Consider the following 16,567-nt stretch of genomic DNA (forward strand, 5'->3'; position numbering starts at 1 on the left):
GGGAGATTATTTTTACGGTCGCGACTTACGTCGCTCCCACGGTCAGGGTTATGGGGTGTGCTTCAGGCTTTGTGTTCGGTGGCCAGGTATTCGGTGCTTTGCATTTCGATCAGGCGTGAGGCGGTGCGTTCGAAGGCGCCTTGCAGGCGCATTCCGGAATACAGCGTGGTCGGAGGCGCGGCCGCGGTGCAGACCAGGTTGACGTGGCGGTCATAGAACTCGTCGATCAGGTTGACGAAGCGACGCGCGGCGTCTTCATTGGTGCGGTCGAAGGTGGGAATGCCGCCCAGCAGCACAGTGTGGAATTCGCGGGCGATCTCGATGTAATCGCTGGTGCCGCGAGGCCCTTCGCAGAGTGCGGCGAAGTCGAACCAGGCAATGCCTTTGCCGCGTCCGCGTACCGGTATCTTGCGGTCTTCGATGACGATGTTGCCGTCGCGGAGCGCGGTACCGGCGGTCAGCTCTTTCCAGCGTTCGCAAAGCCACGTGTCGGATGTGTCATCCAACGGCGTGCGGTAGACCGGCGAGCGCGTCAACGCACGCAGCCGATAGTCTTCCGCGCCCATCGCGTGCACTTCCACGCAATACTTCTGGATCAATGCAATGGCGGGCAGAAAGCTGTCGCGCTGCAGGCCGTCCTTGTACAAGTTCTCCGGCGGGGTGTTGGAGCTGGTCACCAGCGTCACGCCTTCTGCGATCAGCCGCTCCAGCAGACGGCCAAGCAGCATCGCGTCGCCGATGTCGGTGACGAAGAATTCATCCAGCACCAGTACGCGCAGTTTCTCGCGCCATTCCTGCGCGATCTTCGCCAGCGGATCACTCTGGCCGGCGTGCTCGCGCAGTCGCTCATGCACGCTGCGCATGAAGCGGTGGAAGTGGGTGCGGTACTTGCCGCTCTCGCCATTGTGCTGCGTGTGCGGCAATGGCAAATCGGGTCCGCCCGTGGCGGCCAGTGCGGGCAGCGGCAGGTTGTCGTAGAACAGATCGATCAGGAAGGTCTTTCCGCGGCCCACGCCGCCCCACAAGTACAGACCCTTCACTGGTTCGGGCTTCTTCCACAACGAGGAAAGCCGATCCAACCAGCCTTCCTTCGCGTCCTCCAGCAGCGCCAGATGGATACGGTCCAATTCGCGCAGTGCTTCATGCTGGGCTGGATCGTCCTGCCATTCGCCATTGGCCGCGCCGCGCGCATAGGCCTGCGAAGGCGTGAGCCGGTCCTGTAACAGCGTGTCCTGCATATCGCCGTAAGCCATCATGCCGCCGGAAGAAAGGCTTTCATGGCGTGCTTGACCGCGCCGCGCAGGTCCATCAGCTTGCGATGAAAGAAGTGGCTGGTTTCCGGCATGCGGATGAGTTCCGGCGGATCTTTCAGTTCATCGATCCAGTCGTACACCGCTTGCGGGTCGACAATCTCATCCTCTTCGCCCTGTATCACCAGCCACGGACAGGCAGGCGGCACAATCTTGTCGAAATCCCAACGGCCAACCGGCGGCGCGACGGTGATCAATGCGTCGGGTTTTATGTCATTGCTGGTACGTAGCGCGACATAGGAGCCGAAGCTGAAGCCAGCCAGCCACAATGCATTTCCCGGACGCTGCTCACGCACCCAGGTAGCGACGGCGCGCAGGTCGTCCGCCTCGCCTTCGCCATGATCGAAGTGCCCCACTGAGCCACCGGTGCCGCGGAAATTGAAGCGGACGGTGACCGCGCCGAGCTCGCGCAAGCTGCGCGCCAGCATCACCACGACTTTGTTGTGCATGGTGCCGCCTTCGGTCGGCAGCGGATGGCAAACGATGGCGGTCAGCGGCAGCGCCGCGACGCCGTCCTCCGGCCATTCGACATGCGCCTCCAGCGTACCGGCGGGGCCGGGAAGGGTCAGTGGACCGGATTCAGCGGGGAATGGAGGGTTTGCCATGCGTCCATGATAAGGCTTGGTGAAATGAAGGGCTTTAGCGCCTTGATAGCCCCCTTTTGTAAAAAGGAGGCGGCAAAGCTACTTGCGTCTCCTTGCTGACGCGCGAAGCGAACACGACCGTCGCCCAATTATCTGGAGCAACTCAATCTTTATCGCCAGCAATCCCCAAATCTGTAGCGCCACCGATGCAACGCTGGGTTGGGGCGGTCGGCCTTGCCCGCACATTTTGTGCAGTGCACAATTGGCCGGATCTCCCCCAGATATCTCCCATGCGGCTTCCTCTTCTTGCGCTCGCGGTGAGTGCTTTTGCTATTGGCACCACGGAATTCGTGGTGATGGGCCTGCTGCCGCAGATGGCGGACGATCTGGGTGTATCGATTCCTTCGGCCGGGTTGCTGGTGTCCGGCTATGCGTTGGGCGTGGTGATTGGCGGGCCGCTGCTGGCGATGGCAACGGCAAAGCTGCCGCGCAAGGCGGTGCTGCTGGTGCTGATGGGCATCTTCGTGCTGGGCAATGTGTTGTGCGCGCTGGCGCCCAACTACGAAACGCTGATGGTGGCGCGGGTGATTGCCTCGCTGGCGCACGGTTCGTTCTTCGGGGCTGGCGCCGTCGTTGCCCGCCACATCGCGCCGCCGGGCAAGGGCGCGCAGGCCATCGCGTTGATGTTCACTGGGTTGACCGTGGCGAACATCCTGGGCGTTCCGCTGGGCACGCTGCTGGGCCAGGCGCTGGGCTGGCGCGCGACCTTCTGGGCGGTGGTGGTGCTGGGCGTGGCGTCGCTGGCGATCATCGCCCGCAATGTGCCGAACTTGCATGACCTGACCGCGCCGCAACTGCGCCGCGAGCTACGCGTACTGCGCGAACCGCAGGTGCTGCTGGCGCTGGGCATGACCGTGTTCGGCTTCGGCGGCATCTTCGCCGTTTTCACCTACATCGTGCCGATCCTGACCAGCGAAGCGGGCCTGGGCGAAGACGCCATCAGTCTGGTGCTGGTGCTGTTCGGGCTGGGCGCTACCGCGGGCACGCTGCTGGGCGGACGGCTTGCAGACTGGAAGCTGATGCCCGCACTGATCATCGCGCTGCTGGTGTTGTGCGCATTCTTTGTCGCGTTTGCCGGCGCCATGTACGTGCCCGCGCTGGCGGTGACCGGTGTTTTCCTGATCGGCTTGATCGGCTTCGTCGCCGGCCCCGGCCTACAGGCGCGCTCGGTGCAGCAGGCGAAGGATGCACCCCTGCTGGTGTCCACGCTGAACCAGAGTGCGTTCAACCTGGGCAACGCCGGCGGCGCCTGGATCGGTGCGACCCTGCTGACTCATGGCGCCGGTTATCCCGTCCTGAGTTTGGCCGCTGCCGGAGTAACGGTAGTGGGACTGGGTTTGACCTTGCTCAGTTTGCGGATGGAGCGGCGTGCGGCAGTGAACGATGTGGTCTATGGTGCAAGCGCATGACCTTGTAGGAGCGGCGTCCCGCCGCGAGCTCTTCGCTTTATCGCGATCTGATGGAAAGAGCTCGCGGCGGGACGCCGCTCCTGCCGCCGGGACGCCGCTCCTACGGGGGATCATTTAGCCAGTGCTTCAATCGGCCGGCACGGTGCGTTCGATTGCCCAGGTGCGCAGGGTTTCTACTTGTTCGGCCATCAATACCGACAGCGGTTTGGCCTGGCGGATTTCCTGCATCAGCAGATCGGTGTCCAGTGGCTTCTGCTCCGCATGCGCGGTGTAGAGCGCGGCGACGATGGCTTGTTCCAGTTCGGCGCCGGAAAAGCCTGCGGACGCGGCGGCCAGCGCGGGTAGCGCGAAGTCCTCGGGAACCAACTGGCGGCGAGCCAGGTGCACGCGCAGTATCTCCACCCGTGCATCAGGACTGGGCAGATCGACAAAGAAGATCTCGTCGAAGCGTCCTTTGCGCAGCAATTCCGCTGGCAGGTCCTGTACCTGGTTGGCGGTGGCGACCAGGAAGACAGGTGCTTTGCGTTCGGCCATCCAGGTCAGCAGATAACCCAGCACACGGCGCGACACGCCGCCGTCTTCGCCACCGGTCGCCACACCTTTTTCGATTTCGTCGATCCACAGCACGCAGGGCGCCAGCTGTTCGGCCGACGCCAGTGCCGCACGCAGGTTCTTTTCGGTTTCGCCGTGGTACTTGTCGTACAAGGTGCCGAAGTCCAGGCGCAGCAGGGGAACGCCGAAACCGGCGGCCGTCGCCTTGGCCAGCATCGATTTGCCGCAGCCTTGCACGCCCAACAACAAGACGCCTTTGGGCGGGTCCAAACCGGGTGGCGCACTACCGGAAACGAAGACGCTGCGGCGTTGTTCGATCCAGCGCTTCAATCGGCGTGCGCCCGCCACATCGTCGAAGCGCGCGCTGTCGTATTCGTAGTGCAGGTGGCCGCTGCGATTCAACAGCTCGAATTTCAGCTTGGCCAGCTGTGGCAGGTCGTTCGCGTTCAACGCGCCGTCGGCGAAGATCAGCTGGCGTGCGATGCGCCGCGCGTCGGTCAGGCTGAGTCCTTGCAGGTTGCGCACGATTTGCTTCACCGCTTCGCCATCCACTTCCACGCGCCGTCCACCGTTCTCGCGTGCGTAGTGCTCGGCTTCCTCGCGCACCAATTTCAGCAGCGCATTGGCGTCGGGCAGGCGCGGATTGAACCTGACGGCCACCGCCTCAAGTTCGGGCGGCAGTTCCACTTTGGCGCCCACCAGCACCAGCACGTGCGGCAGGGTATGACGGCGCTGCACGATGTCGCGCAATTGGCGCTGGCTGCTGGCGTAGCCCAGGTACGGATGGAAATCCAACAATAGATAGATGCCGCGCTGATCGGCCTGCTTGATCGCCTGCAGCGCGGCGCTGGCATCCGGTGGGCCCTGCGGCTCGTCCTCCCGGTCCAGGTCCAGCCGGCGCAGGCCTTCGGTGATGCTCCAGCGGTGCAGCGCCCGCCAGACCTGCGACAGGGCCTGGCGGAACAACTCGATGACGCGTCCTTCGTCCTGGGTTTCGATGACGATCAGCGGCGTGTTGGCGCGGATCAGTGCGGTGAGGTCTTGCAGCTCGCTCATGGGGTGGCCGTTCCGTGGGAAGCGGAACGATAGCAGTGGGCGGTGGAGCGGGGAACGGGGAATGACGGATCTCCGCTGCTGAAAGCTCCTGTGCTCCGCATCGATCCGGGCAGCTCCTGTCGACGAAACGTCCATGCGGCTTCATTCCCCGTTCCCTGTTCCCCGTTCCCGGCTTTTACCCATTCCCGCTCGCCCCCCCGCCCGGTGTACCCTGCGGCTTCCCGGGCAACTGAGGTGTGCGCATGAAGACGATTCTGGTCGCCAGCTCCAAGGGCGGTGCCGGCAAGTCCACGATAGCGACCAACCTGGCCGCGAATTTCGCGCTGGAGGGCAAACGAACCGTATTGGTGGATGCCGACCCGCAGGGGTCTTCGACCCGTTGGGCCGAGCGACGGTCGGAGATGGAAAGTGCTGTGCTGCCGATCGACGCCAGTCGGAAACGGCCTTGGCTGTCCTCCCTGCCTGAAGACGCCGAGCGGGTGGTTATTGACGCCGCGGCCGGGTCGATGGCCGTCGACCTGGACAGTTTCCTTGAGCATGCCGACGCCGTGGTGGTGCCGGTGCTGCCTTCAGCGTTGGACATCGAAGCCACCGTCGGCTTCCTCAACACCCTGTCCAAGGTGCAGCGCATCCACAAGCGCAAATTGCCGGTCGGCCTGGTGCTCAACCGCAGCCGCCCCTGGACCAACACGTCCCAGCAGGCGCTGGAAATGCTGAAAAGCTGGCCTTACCCGGTGGTGGCGCAGTTGCGCGATACCCAGGCCTACGTCGTTCTGGTGGGATTGGGGCGCAGTCTGTTCGACTACAAATCCGCGCAGGTGCGCGATCACCAGTCCGATTGGGACCCTTTGTTCAAGTGGATCAAAAAGGCATAACGCGGGTTACGGCCCATGGGCCTTCCATCCCAAGCCACAACCACGTTTCAGCCGCATAGGAGAAGGTTTGCATGCGTGAATTGATCCTGCTGCGCCATGCGCACGCAGAACCGGCGACGACCGGGCAGCCCGATTTAGATCGCCCGCTTTCGCCGGAAGGCCTGGCCGAAGCCGAGGCGGCCGGCAAATGGCTCAAGGACCAGGGCTTGACGCCTGATGTCGTGCTTTGTTCGCCAGCACGGCGGGCGAGGGAGACGCTGGAGGCGGTGCTCGCCGCCATCGGTTATGTCGAGCAGCGTCTGGAAGAAGGCATCTACGAGGCCACCGCCGGCAAGCTGATGGAAGTATTGGACCGCCACCGCGACACGGATCGCCTGATGGTGGTCGGCCACAACCCCGGCTTCGAAAAACTGGTGGCGTTGATGCACACCGGCCAGTCGACCGACTACCGCGGCATGCCTCCGGCATCGGTGGCGGTACTGAATCTCCCGGCAGACAAGCTGATAGAGCCCGGAGTGGCTAGCCTGACCCAATTTTGGTGGCCATGACGGCGAACTTTCGCCGCCTGTTGGCGATCTGTTGGCTGACCATGTGGGGTATCTGGCCGGTATCGGCCAGCAATAGCGGTTTCGACCCGGAACACACACGCCTGGGATTCGAGCTTCGCACCCGTTGGGGACAGAAACTGGAAGGCCTTTTTCCTCACTACGAGGGAGAGGTGAGGACGTTGGCTGACGGCCGGCAGCAGGTGCAGCTGCGCATGCACACCCGGCAGGTGGAGATCGTCGGCCATCCGCGCTACACCGAATGGGCGCGCAGCGAGAAGTTCTTCGGCGCGGATCGCTACCCCGTGGTGGTGTTCGTGTCCAAGCCGTACGATGCGCAGTTGCTGCGGCACGGCGGTGAGCTGGCGGGCGATCTGATTATTCGCGGCATCAGCCGCCCTAGAAGCCTGACGGTGGAGCCCGCGACCTGCGAACGGCCCGCCAAGGAGTGCGATGTGGTAGCTACCGGCGCGGTACGGCGCAGCGATTACGACATGGACGACTGGATGTTGGCGGTGAACGACCGCGTGGTGTTCGTGTTGCGCGCAAGAGTGCGGAACGAGGCGGTGGAGTGAATGCCAATGCCCTCAGAACCTGTTTACGATCCGTCGCGAGCGAAGGCAGGCGGCTCGTGGCGGAGCGGAGCAAGCGCAGCGTATGTGGGATACGTGAGCATTGCGCGCACCGCACGCGGGCCGCATGCCGAGCGCAGCAGGATCGTGAACAGGTTCTTTCGCTGGCCGCGCGCTGCGCGGTACTGTGGCTGGCGCTGTTGTGCAGCGCCTGCGCGGGGCTGTCGCAGAAGCAGCGCGCCAACGCAGCCGTCATTGCCGGAGCCGAGCGTTCGCAAGAAGTCGAGTGCGACCGGCCTGATGCCTGTGCACTGGCCTCGCCGTTGTATGCGCTGGGCGATCGGGCGCTCGCACAATCCACATCGACCGCACCGCGTCACTATGCCGTCATCCTGGACCAGGGCCAGGACGCGTTGCTGGCGCGCATCAATCTGATTCGCAGCGCCCAGCGGCGCATCGACTTGCAAACCTACATCTTCGACAAAGACGACAGCGCGCGTCTGGTCATCGATGAGTTGTTGGCCGCGGCGCGCCGCGGTGTGCGGGTGCGGGTGCTGATCGACCAGCTGTCGGCCATCGCTGACCTGCAGATCCTGGCGGCGTTGTCGGGCGCGCACAAGAATTTTGAACTGCGCATCTACAACCCCAGTTTCCACAAAGCCAAGTTGAATTATTTCGACTACGCCGGCAGCGTGCTGTGCTGTTTTCGCCGCTTCAACCAGCGCATGCATACCAAGTTATTGCTGGTAGATGAGCGGTTGGGCTTCAGCGGCGGACGCAACTATCAGGACGACTATTACGACTGGGATGCCGAGTACAACTTCCGTGACCGTGATGTGTTGGTGGCCGGGCCCGAGGCGCGCGAAATGGCGACCAACTTCGAGGCATTCTGGAACGCACGCCGCAGTGTGCCGGTCGAACGCCTCAACGATGTCGGCCGCATCCTTTTGCGCGAGGGCGTACCGGCGTTGCCGCCTGCGCGCTATCTGCGGCCGGAACGTGTCGAGGCGCTGTCGCAGGCCGCCAACGATCCGGACATCATCGAGCAGAAATTCGTGCGGTCCGCGTTCGCCGTGGGCCGGGTTGAATACATGGCCGATCTGCCGCGCAAGCATCGGCGCGAGCCAGGCAACGAACCAGGCCACGTCCACAACGGCACGTCGGCGATTCCACCGCTGGAGCAGCTGATGGCCCAGGCCCAATCGGAAATATTGCTGCAGACACCCTATCTGGTGATGTCCAAGCAGGCGCAGAACCTGTTCCGCGAAATGCGCCAGCGGAAGCCGCCGCCCAGCGTGGTGGTATCCACCAACAGCCTGGCGGCGACCGACAACCCTGTCGTGTACTCGATGTCGTTCAAGTACAAACGCCGGTACCTGCGAGAGTTCGGCTTTCAGATATTCGAATACAAGCCATTTCCACTGGATGCACCGGTGGACTATGCGGCACTGATGCCGGAAGGGCCGCCCATCGCGCCGCCGGTTGTAGCGGGGGCCTCTTCTTCCGGCTCCGGCGATAAGGCCGGCGAAACCACCCGCCGGCTGCAGCGCACCGAGGCGCGGCCGTCCTTCCTCAGCAGTGGCGCGGCCACCGAGCCGCTGCCGCTCAAGCGCGCTGGCGTGCGCATCGGCTTGCATGCCAAGTCGATGGTGATCGACAACCGCATCGGGGTGATCGGCACGCACAACTTCGATCCGCGCTCGGAAAACTACAACACCGAAGCGGCCGTGGTGATCGAAGACGAAGCCTTCGCGCAGGCGCTTGCGGCCAGCATTCGCCGCGATATGCGCCCCGAGAACTCCTGGGTGATCGCTCCTCGCGCCAAACCGCCGGTGTTCTCTGGATTGGACTACAGCCTGGGCAAGGTCTCCGAAGCACTGCCACTGTTCGACGTCTGGCCCTGGCGCTACGCCACCAGCTACGAGTTCAGGCCCGGGCCGGAATGCGCCTTTCCCGTTTCCGCCAAGGACCCGCAGTTCCATAAATGCTATGTCGCCGTCGGCGACTTCCCCGAAGTGAACGTTGGCCCGAAGTGGTTGTATACCCGGGTGCTGACAGCGTTTGGGGCGGGATTGGTGCCGATTCTTTGAGAGCTGGGAACCGGAAATAGGGAGCGGAAAAGAAAGTTCTTTTCCTTCTCCCTCCGGGAGAAGAGCCTGCCCTCGCGAAGGCGGGGGTGGCGCGCAGCGACGGATGAGGGAATGGAGTGTCCGCTTGTAGCAAAAGCATTTGACGAGTCATTGCCGTTCCCTCATCCGCCCTCCGGGCACCTTCTCCCGGAGGGAGAAGGAAAAAAACATTCCCTTTTCTTGTTCCGCCAGCCCAAGGACACCACCATGACCTTCCGCGCCCCCATCGACCTCGCCGCCGTCAACGCTTACGCCAAGGACTCGCTAGTCGGCCATCTGGGTATCGTCATCACCGAGGCCGGGGACGACTGGCTGCGCGGCACCATGCCGGTGGACGCGCGTACCCGGCAGCCGTTCGGCCTGCTGCACGGCGGTGCCTCGGTTGCGCTGGCTGAAACCCTGGGCAGCATGGCCGGGGGTTTGTGCGTGGATAGCGCCAAGGAACAGGTGGTGGGCCTGGAAATCAACGCCAACCACCTGCGCGCGGTTCGCGAAGGCGTGGTGACCGGCACCGCGCGTGCGCTGCACATCGGTCGCAGCACCCAGGTCTGGGAGATTCGTATCGAGAATGAAGCCGGCAAGCCGGTGTGCATTTCGCGGCTTACCTTGGCGGTGGTGCAGAAGAGCCGGGAACCGGGAACGGGGAACCGGGAATGAGGCACCCCGGTGCCTGATGGTTCGCCGTCTTACCGGTGGCATTGAACTTTCACTCCCCGTTTCCCCAACCCCTGCAAAGCGGTAGGTTCAGCCAGCACCGTAGTCCGTCAGGCATTGAGATTCTTCATTCCCTGTTCCCCGTTCCCTGTTCCCGCTCTAGCTCTTGACCCCCAGCCATTCCGCTGGCACGGCCCATCCGGTATCGTGGGCGAATATGAGTAATCTCTCCACACCTGCCGCTGGTAGCGGCGGTTTGGCGCGTGCGTTTCGCTATCTGTACCGCGTGCCGCTGCTGCTGATCCATCTGTTGTTCTTCCTGCCTTTGACCCTGTTATGCATGGTGCCGGTGCTGGCAGGCATTCGCGTGGATGGGGAACGGCTGGAGCATTTCGCTGTACGGGCCTGGTCCGCGGGGCTGATGCGGATCTTTGGTTTTCGCCTGCGCCGCGTGGGCAGACCGTTTCCCGGTCCGGCGCTGTTCGTGGCCAATCACGTCAGCTGGATCGATATCGAAGCCCTGCACAGCCAGCGCATGATGGGGTTCGTGGCCAAGCACGAAATCCGCAACTGGCCGGTGGTCGGCTGGTTGGCGGCGCGTGGGGAAACCATCTTCCATCATCGCGGCAGTCAGGAATCGCTGGGCGGCGTATTGCATGAAATGCTGAAGCGGTTGCGGTCGGGCCGCTCGGTGGGCGTGTTTCCGGAAGGCCGCACCCGTGACGGCCACGCAGTGGGTCCGTTCCATGCGCGCATCTTCCTGGCCGCGGTGGAAGCCGATGTGCCGGTGCAACCGGTCGCGCTGCGTTACGGACCGCACGGCAGCGCGCAACCGGTGGTGGCGTTCGGGCCGAAGGAAAGCTTTTTCGCCAATTTCGTACGTTTGCTGGGTGAACCCGCGCGCTCCGCCGACATCTGTTTTCTGGAACCTATCCGCGTCACCGACCTGGATGGTCGCCGCCGGATCGCCGAGCTGTCGCGTGAGCGCATCGTGAAGGCAATGGGTGAATAAGACCTGCTTCGTCATTACCGTTCCGTCGCGGTTCGCTGTGGAAAATGGAACTCGGCGATCGGGCGCATACTCGAAGCCAATGCACCGACTTGACCCGCAATGACACCTCGCTCCTCCACGCCCATGGTGACCGCCGCCGACTATCGTCCGCCCCGCTGGTTGCGCAACCCGCATATGCAATCGATGCTGGGATCCAGTCCGTTGCGCCTGCGGCGTGGCATGCGCGCGCTGGCCAATACCGGCGCCATGACCACGGAACATATCGTCGATGGCGGCGACGGCGTCCGCCTGCAGGGCTGGCATAGCGCGATACCGGGTATGCGATCGCGGGGGCTGGCGTTGCTGCTGCACGGATGGGAAGGCAGCGCGGAGTCCAGCTATATGCGGTTGACCGCCGCGCAGATGCTGAGCCGCGGTTTCGAAGTGTTCCGGCTGAATTTCCGCGACCACGGCAACACCCATCACCTCAACGAAGATCTGTTCCACTCCAACCGCCTGGATGAAGTGGTGCACGCCGCCGCCGATATTTCCGCGCGCTTTGATGCGCGTCCGATGGTGGTGGCGGGTTATTCGCTGGGCGGCAATTTCGCATTGCGCCTGGCATTGCGCGCGCCAATGGCGGGACTGGCGCTGGCGCGGGTGGCGGCGGTCTGCCCGGTGCTGGATCCGGCAAGCACCATGGACAGCATCGAACAGGGGCCGGCGTTGTACGACTGGTACTTCACCCGCAAATGGCGCAGTTCGCTGATCCGCAAGCGCGAGCTGTTCCCGCACCGGCACGATTTCGACAACGCCACGCTGGCGCTGGATATCCGTGCGCTCACCGACTGGTTGGTGCGCCGGCATACCACCTTCGAATCGCTGGAAGCCTATTTCGAAGGCTATTCCATCGGCGGCGCACGGCTGGCCGGGCTGCAGGTGCCGGCCGACATCCTGATGGCCGAGGACGATCCAGTCATCCCGTTCTCCACCTTCCGCGACTGGCAGCTGCCGGAAAGCGCGAAGCTGGAGATCGCGCCATGGGGCGGGCATTGCTGCTTCATCGAGAACGCGGCCTGTGATGGCTTCGCCGAGCGCTGGGTGGCCGAACGGTTGGCCTCGGCTGCGGGTTAGGGGCGGAGGTCAGAGGTCAGAGGTCAGAGGTCAGAGGCCAGAGGCCAGAGGCCAGAGGCCAGAGGCCAGAGGCCAGAGGCCAGAGGCCAAAGCCAAAAGCGACGCACGCTCTGGCTTTTCCCTGGCCCCTGATCCCTGACAGATACAATAGGCGTTTGCCCAGTACCGGTAGCGCCATGTACGACAAGATCATCGATGCCCTGCGCCGCGGCGCCAATACCGAAGCGCTGACCGCGGCGGAGACGCTGGTGGCCGAGCACCCGGACGACGCCCAGGCGCACCGCTGGTTGGCAGCGGCGTTGCAGCAGAGTGGCCAGAACGAAGCCGCGCTGGCCAGCATCGACCAAGCCATCGCACTTGCACCGCAGGAAGCCGATTTGCACCTGGCCCGCGCCGGCGTGTTGATCGGCACCCGCCGCACCGATGAAGCGCAGGTTGCGCTGAACACCGCCAGCGGGCTGGACCCCAATCAGTTCAGCGCCTACCTGATGCAGGCGCAGTTGGCGTTGGGCCGCGGCGACCTGGAAGAAGCCGAACGCCTGAACCGCTTGGCCGGGCGCGTGTCGCCGGACCATCCGCAACTGGCCGCCATCGATGGCATGGTCGCGCTGCGCCGCGGCGATGCGGATCGCGCGTTGCGCCTGGTATCCGCGGCGATCCAGCAAGCACCGGAAGACGCGCAGCTGCGTTACGCGCTGGGCTTCATCCACATGGAAATGGGTCACTGGGCTTTCGCCGAGCAAGCGTTCCGCGGCATCGTCGAGAAGAACCCGGCCGCCAAGAACCTGCACAGCCTGATCGCCGACCTTGTCCGCCGCCAAGGCCGTCCCGGCGATGCTGCCGACGAACTGGCCCCGCTGCTGTCCGGGCCCACCGCTCATCCGGCAATACACCGCTATGCCGGACATCTGCGCCTGGCTGCCGGGCAGAACGAAGCCGCCTTGGAGTCGCTGCGCACCTCGCTGGCGGGACAACCGCGCAACCGCGACACGCTGCTGGCCATCATCGAAGCCTGGCGTCGCCTGGGCGCGCAGGATGATGCCCGCGCCACATTGGATGCTGCGCTGGCGACCACGTCCGACTCGCACGAATTGTGGCTGGCGCGGCTGCTGTTCGAAGCGGTCGGCAGCGTGGAAGCGCGCGCGGTGGTGGAGCGTTGGGTCTCCGCCATGCCGGCGCATATTCCGGCGCTGGAAGCGCAGATGGCGGTACTGGATTTCGCCGGCGAAACCGACGCGGCCGAAGTCATCGCGCGCCAGATCGTTGAACTGGAGCCAGGCCGCAGCAGCGGCGAGCAGCGCTTGGTCGATAGCTTGTTGCAGCGTGATCCGGCCGCGGCAATTTCGCGCGTGGAAGATCTGATGGAGCGGGCGCAGGATCCGCAAGTCAAGCAAAGCCTGCGCGGCTGGCTGGGTTTCGTGCAGGACCGCGCAGGCCGGTATGCCGATGCCGCCGCCACCTGGTCGGCGGTGGCGCAAGAACTGGCGCCTTCACGATTGCCTTTATGGCCGTTGACAGCTGCGCCTCGCGAATGGCCGCCGCTCGCGCCGGTGCCGGAAACGCCGGGGCCGCGTCCTTTGTTCCTGTGGGGCGCGCCAGGTTCGGTGGTGGAATCGGTCGCCGGCGTGCTGAGTGCTGTCGGTGGCAAGCTGCGCGCTGATCGCTTCAGCCCCAGTCCGCCGCAGGACCGCCTCCAGAGCTACTACACGCCCGCGGCGCTGGCGTCCGGCGAACTCCACGGCGAGACGTTGATCGCTGACTGGCGTGCGGGCCTGCCGGCGCGCGACGCGGCCGATGGCACGCTCATCGATTGGCTGCTGTGGTGGGACAACGCGTTGCTGCATGCGCTACGACCGCATCTGCCGGAGGCTCTGCTGCTGATCGCCGTACGCGATCCGCGCGACGCCTTTCTGGACTGGCTGGCGTTCGGTTCGCCCGCGCCGCTGGCGCTGACCGACCAGCAAGCCGCGGCTGAATGGCTTGCGAAGTTATTCATCCAGATTGCCGACCTGCACGCACAAGACCTATACCCGCACCGGCTGATCCGGATGGACGCCATCAAGGACGATGCCGCGGCCGTATCCGCCGCCATCGGCGAGGCCCTGGGCATGCAGCTGCCGGCACCGCCGTCGTCCGGCAACAAGCGATTCGTGGAAGGACATTGGCGTCACTATGCGGACGCGCTGGCCAGTCCTTTCGCCGCGTTGACTCCGGTAGCCGTACGGTTGGGCTACCCGGAAAACTAGGGCCCGCTGTTAGGCCTTTGTAGGAGCGGCGTCCCGCCGCGAGCTCTTCCGTCAGATCGCGATAGAGCTAAGAGCAGTTGAAGCCCGAGCGTTCGCCATCCGGACGCGCTGCGGCGCGCTTTTGATCGCGCACGCCGAGGGGTTGTCGGGGCGCGGAGCGGCGTCCCGCCGCGAGCTCTTTCCGTCAGATCGCGATAGAGCCAAGAGCAGTTGAAGCCCGAGCGTCTGCTATCCGGTCGCGCTGCGGCGCGCTTTTGATCGCGCACGCCGAGGGGTTGCCGGGGCGCGGAGCGCGTCCTCGGCGCGAACTTTCGCTTGTATCGCGATCTGACGGAAAGAGCTCGCGGCGGGACGCCGCTCCTACAAGAGCGAGCCCTTGGCAAGACTGAGAAGCAACGTGGCCTATCCTAGTAGCGCGAACAAGCCATAATTCCACTCAACAGGAACGATCATGCGTATCTGGAGCGATAGTTTCGAAAACACCCAGCGTATTCCTGCCGAATTCGCTATGGGCCAGCCAGACGGTTTCGCGCCGAACCGCAACCCGCACCTGGCCTGGGATGACGTGCCGGAAGGCACCCGATCGCTCGCGTTGTTGTGCATCGATCCGGACGCGCCGACGGTGCCGGAAACCGTCGGCCGCGATGACCTGGAAATTCCGGTCGATCAGCCGCGCACCGAGTTCGTTCATTGGGTCGTGATCGACATCGTCCCCGACGTGCGCGGGATTGCAGCGGGCTCATGCAGCGACGCCATCACCGCCAAAGGCAAGCAGAATCCGCCGGGGCCGGCCGGTTCGCGACAAGGTTTGAACGACTACACCGGCTGGTTCGCCGGCAATGCCGACATGGGTGGTGATTATTTCGGCTACGACGGCCCGTATCCGCCGTTCAATGACCTGCGGGTTCATCGCTATTTCTTCCGCCTGTTCGCGCTGGACGTGGAAAATCTGCCGTTGCCGGAACGCTTCACCGCCGCGGACGTTTTCCGCGCCATGCACCAGCATGTGCTGGCCGAAGCGACCATGCATGGCACGTATGCGTTGAATCCGAAAGCGATTGGTTGAGTGTTCTGGATATTGTAGGAGTGGTGCCGGCATGCCCGGCACCGGTGACTCGCGACTAAAATCTAAAAAGCTTTAGACACGGATCAACGCGAATAAGCGCGGATAAAAGCGTTTTCTTTGATCGGGCATATCCGCGGTAGGCGAGGGCAATGTCTGGTTGTGTCCACGGTCGCGACTCACCGGTGCCGGCATGCCGGCACCACTCCCACAAGGTAGCTGCCTGCGATCTGTGGGAGCGACGTGAGTCGCGACCGTAATCTGACAGCCTTACGGCTGCACCACTTCCGATTCAACCACCATGTCCAGCACGTAGACTTCGGAGGAGGCGTCGGCGGGCACTGGATTGCGTTTGAAGCGCTTCGTGCGCAATACGTTGCGTATGCCGGATTCGTGGGAATAGCCCTCGATGCTTTCGTAGAAATTCCGCCATTCGCCCGTTGTGGTTTTCAGGCCTTGCGCGTCGTACTGAAGCTCACGCACTTGCAGGCAGCGCTTGTCAGGGATCAGTGGATGGTTGCAGGGCTTCGTCTCTGCCGCGACTTCCAGGAAGATCGTTTCGCCTGTGCCGCCATAACGCGTCTGGGCAGTAGGTTTGCCGGTGAACGTCAGCACTTGGCTGTCGCCTCCCGCGGTGCGCAGCGTCAATGTCGGCGTCGAGCCATTCTCGATGCTGATGTCCGGCGCTGCACTTAGTGCGGTGCTGATGGCTTGGTCGGCCTGCATCAGCTTCGGCTCGCAGGCCATCTGAGTCTGCGCCAATGTACCGACGTTCAGCGTTCCCTTCTCGATGGTGTAGGTGCCGCTCATGCCATTGCAACCACCGGACGCGCTGAGCCTGCCGTCGGCGAAGTCCAACTGCAGCGCCTTGCCGGGGCTGGGGAACAGCGCTTCGACGCGCTGCTCACCGCGGGCAGTGACCGCATCAGTGAGCTGCCAATGATGGCCGACAAGCACCGTCGCATCGATATTCGTTGCGCTCGCGGAACGTGTCGGTGTGGTGGCGCTGGCTTGTGCAGTCGATGGGGAAGAGGACTCCGGTGTCGGGTGCGTGCAGGCGGCCAGGGCGAGCGGAAGCATCAGCAGTAGGGCACGGGTCATGGAGATTTCCTTATGAAGTTGAATGATTCCAACGCGCGGCAGGGTAGCGCGGGGTGAACACGCGTGCCAGCGGTTCAGGGAATGGTTGGCGGGAACGGGATTCCGGTGAGTGGAAAGCATGTCGTATCTACATAAGCCCAAAAAAATGATCATTCGTCATCCCGGCGCAGGCCGGGACCCAGTGCCTTGCACTCCAGATGGTGGAACAGTCGCTGGGTCCCGGCCTACGCCGGGATGACGATTCCTTTCCTTCTTTCCGATACACGACAAGGTTCTAGCGCAGCAC

14 protein-coding genes are annotated in these 16,567 nt (G+C 63.8%); 10 read left to right on the forward strand and 4 right to left on the reverse strand.

Going from position 1 to position 16,567, the window contains the following annotated elements:
• Nucleotides 1-62 precede the first annotated feature (62 nt).
• Both zapE and AB6O04_RS06625 read right to left on the reverse strand, forming a co-directional pair.
• The gene (gene zapE / locus AB6O04_RS06620; protein ID WP_368563166.1) at nt 63-1,238 is read right to left on the reverse strand and encodes a cell division protein ZapE; all 1,176 of its coding nucleotides are present in this window, start codon (nt 1,236-1,238) and stop codon (nt 63-65) included.
• Nucleotides 1,239-1,252: 14 nt separating this feature from the next.
• Entirely contained in the window at nt 1,253-1,915 is a 663-nt protein-coding gene (locus AB6O04_RS06625) for an alpha/beta hydrolase (RefSeq protein ID WP_368563045.1), read from the reverse strand.
• Nucleotides 1,916-2,184: 269 nt separating this feature from the next.
• Here AB6O04_RS06625 and AB6O04_RS06630 point away from each other — a divergent pair, with 269 nt between their 5' ends.
• Nucleotides 2,185-3,363, forward strand: coding sequence for an MFS transporter (locus AB6O04_RS06630; RefSeq protein ID WP_368563046.1), 1,179 nt, complete (start codon nt 2,185-2,187; stop codon nt 3,361-3,363).
• A 126-nt stretch (nt 3,364-3,489) separates the two neighbouring features.
• Here the strand turns inward: AB6O04_RS06630 and AB6O04_RS06635 are convergent, their stop codons facing one another.
• A complete protein-coding gene (locus AB6O04_RS06635; RefSeq protein ID WP_368563047.1) occupies nt 3,490-4,971 on the reverse strand; it encodes an AAA family ATPase in 1,482 nt (493 codons plus the stop codon).
• 242 nt (nt 4,972-5,213) lie between these two features.
• Between AB6O04_RS06635 and AB6O04_RS06640 the strand changes: the two genes are divergently transcribed.
• The 9 genes from AB6O04_RS06640 to AB6O04_RS06680 all read left to right on the forward strand — a co-directional run bounded on the left by AB6O04_RS06640 (nt 5,214) and on the right by AB6O04_RS06680 (nt 15,183).
• The gene (locus AB6O04_RS06640) at nt 5,214-5,846 is read left to right on the forward strand and encodes an AAA family ATPase (protein WP_368563048.1); all 633 of its coding nucleotides are present in this window, start codon (nt 5,214-5,216) and stop codon (nt 5,844-5,846) included.
• 71 nt (nt 5,847-5,917) lie between these two features.
• On the forward strand, nt 5,918-6,394 hold the full coding sequence (locus AB6O04_RS06645) for a histidine phosphatase family protein (protein ID WP_368563049.1): 477 nt from the start codon (nt 5,918-5,920) through the stop codon (nt 6,392-6,394).
• The gene (locus AB6O04_RS06650; protein ID WP_368563050.1) at nt 6,391-6,966 is read left to right on the forward strand and encodes a YceI family protein; all 576 of its coding nucleotides are present in this window, start codon (nt 6,391-6,393) and stop codon (nt 6,964-6,966) included. Before AB6O04_RS06645 ends, AB6O04_RS06650 begins: the two co-directional genes overlap by 4 nt.
• Before the next feature lie 161 nt (nt 6,967-7,127).
• Nucleotides 7,128-9,053 (forward strand): phospholipase D family protein, encoded by a 1,926-nt coding sequence (locus tag AB6O04_RS06655; protein ID WP_368563167.1) that lies wholly within the window; start codon nt 7,128-7,130, stop codon nt 9,051-9,053.
• Nucleotides 9,054-9,299: 246 nt separating this feature from the next.
• On the forward strand, nt 9,300-9,749 hold the full coding sequence (locus AB6O04_RS06660) for a hotdog fold thioesterase (protein ID WP_368563051.1): 450 nt from the start codon (nt 9,300-9,302) through the stop codon (nt 9,747-9,749).
• 214 nt (nt 9,750-9,963) lie between these two features.
• Nucleotides 9,964-10,758 (forward strand): lysophospholipid acyltransferase family protein, encoded by a 795-nt coding sequence (locus AB6O04_RS06665; protein WP_368563052.1) that lies wholly within the window; start codon nt 9,964-9,966, stop codon nt 10,756-10,758.
• Nucleotides 10,759-10,881: 123 nt separating this feature from the next.
• The gene (locus AB6O04_RS06670) at nt 10,882-11,871 is read left to right on the forward strand and encodes a YheT family hydrolase (protein WP_368563168.1); all 990 of its coding nucleotides are present in this window, start codon (nt 10,882-10,884) and stop codon (nt 11,869-11,871) included.
• Nucleotides 11,872-12,047: 176 nt separating this feature from the next.
• Nucleotides 12,048-14,117: a tetratricopeptide repeat protein gene (locus AB6O04_RS06675; protein WP_368563053.1), complete on the forward strand. Its 2,070-nt coding sequence runs from the start codon at nt 12,048-12,050 to the stop codon at nt 14,115-14,117.
• 451 nt (nt 14,118-14,568) lie between these two features.
• Nucleotides 14,569-15,183: a YbhB/YbcL family Raf kinase inhibitor-like protein gene (locus tag AB6O04_RS06680; protein WP_368563054.1), complete on the forward strand. Its 615-nt coding sequence runs from the start codon at nt 14,569-14,571 to the stop codon at nt 15,181-15,183.
• 267 nt (nt 15,184-15,450) lie between these two features.
• Here the strand turns inward: AB6O04_RS06680 and AB6O04_RS06685 are convergent, their stop codons facing one another.
• Nucleotides 15,451-16,281 carry an META domain-containing protein gene (locus AB6O04_RS06685; RefSeq protein ID WP_368563055.1) on the reverse strand — a complete coding sequence of 277 codons (831 nt, stop codon included), beginning with the start codon at nt 16,279-16,281 and terminating at the stop codon, nt 15,451-15,453.
• Between the last annotated feature and the right edge of the window lie 286 nt (nt 16,282-16,567).

The sequence above is a fragment of the Pseudoxanthomonas sp. UTMC 1351 genome (assembly GCF_040948865.1).
Lineage (GTDB): Bacteria > Pseudomonadota > Gammaproteobacteria > Xanthomonadales > Xanthomonadaceae > Pseudoxanthomonas_A.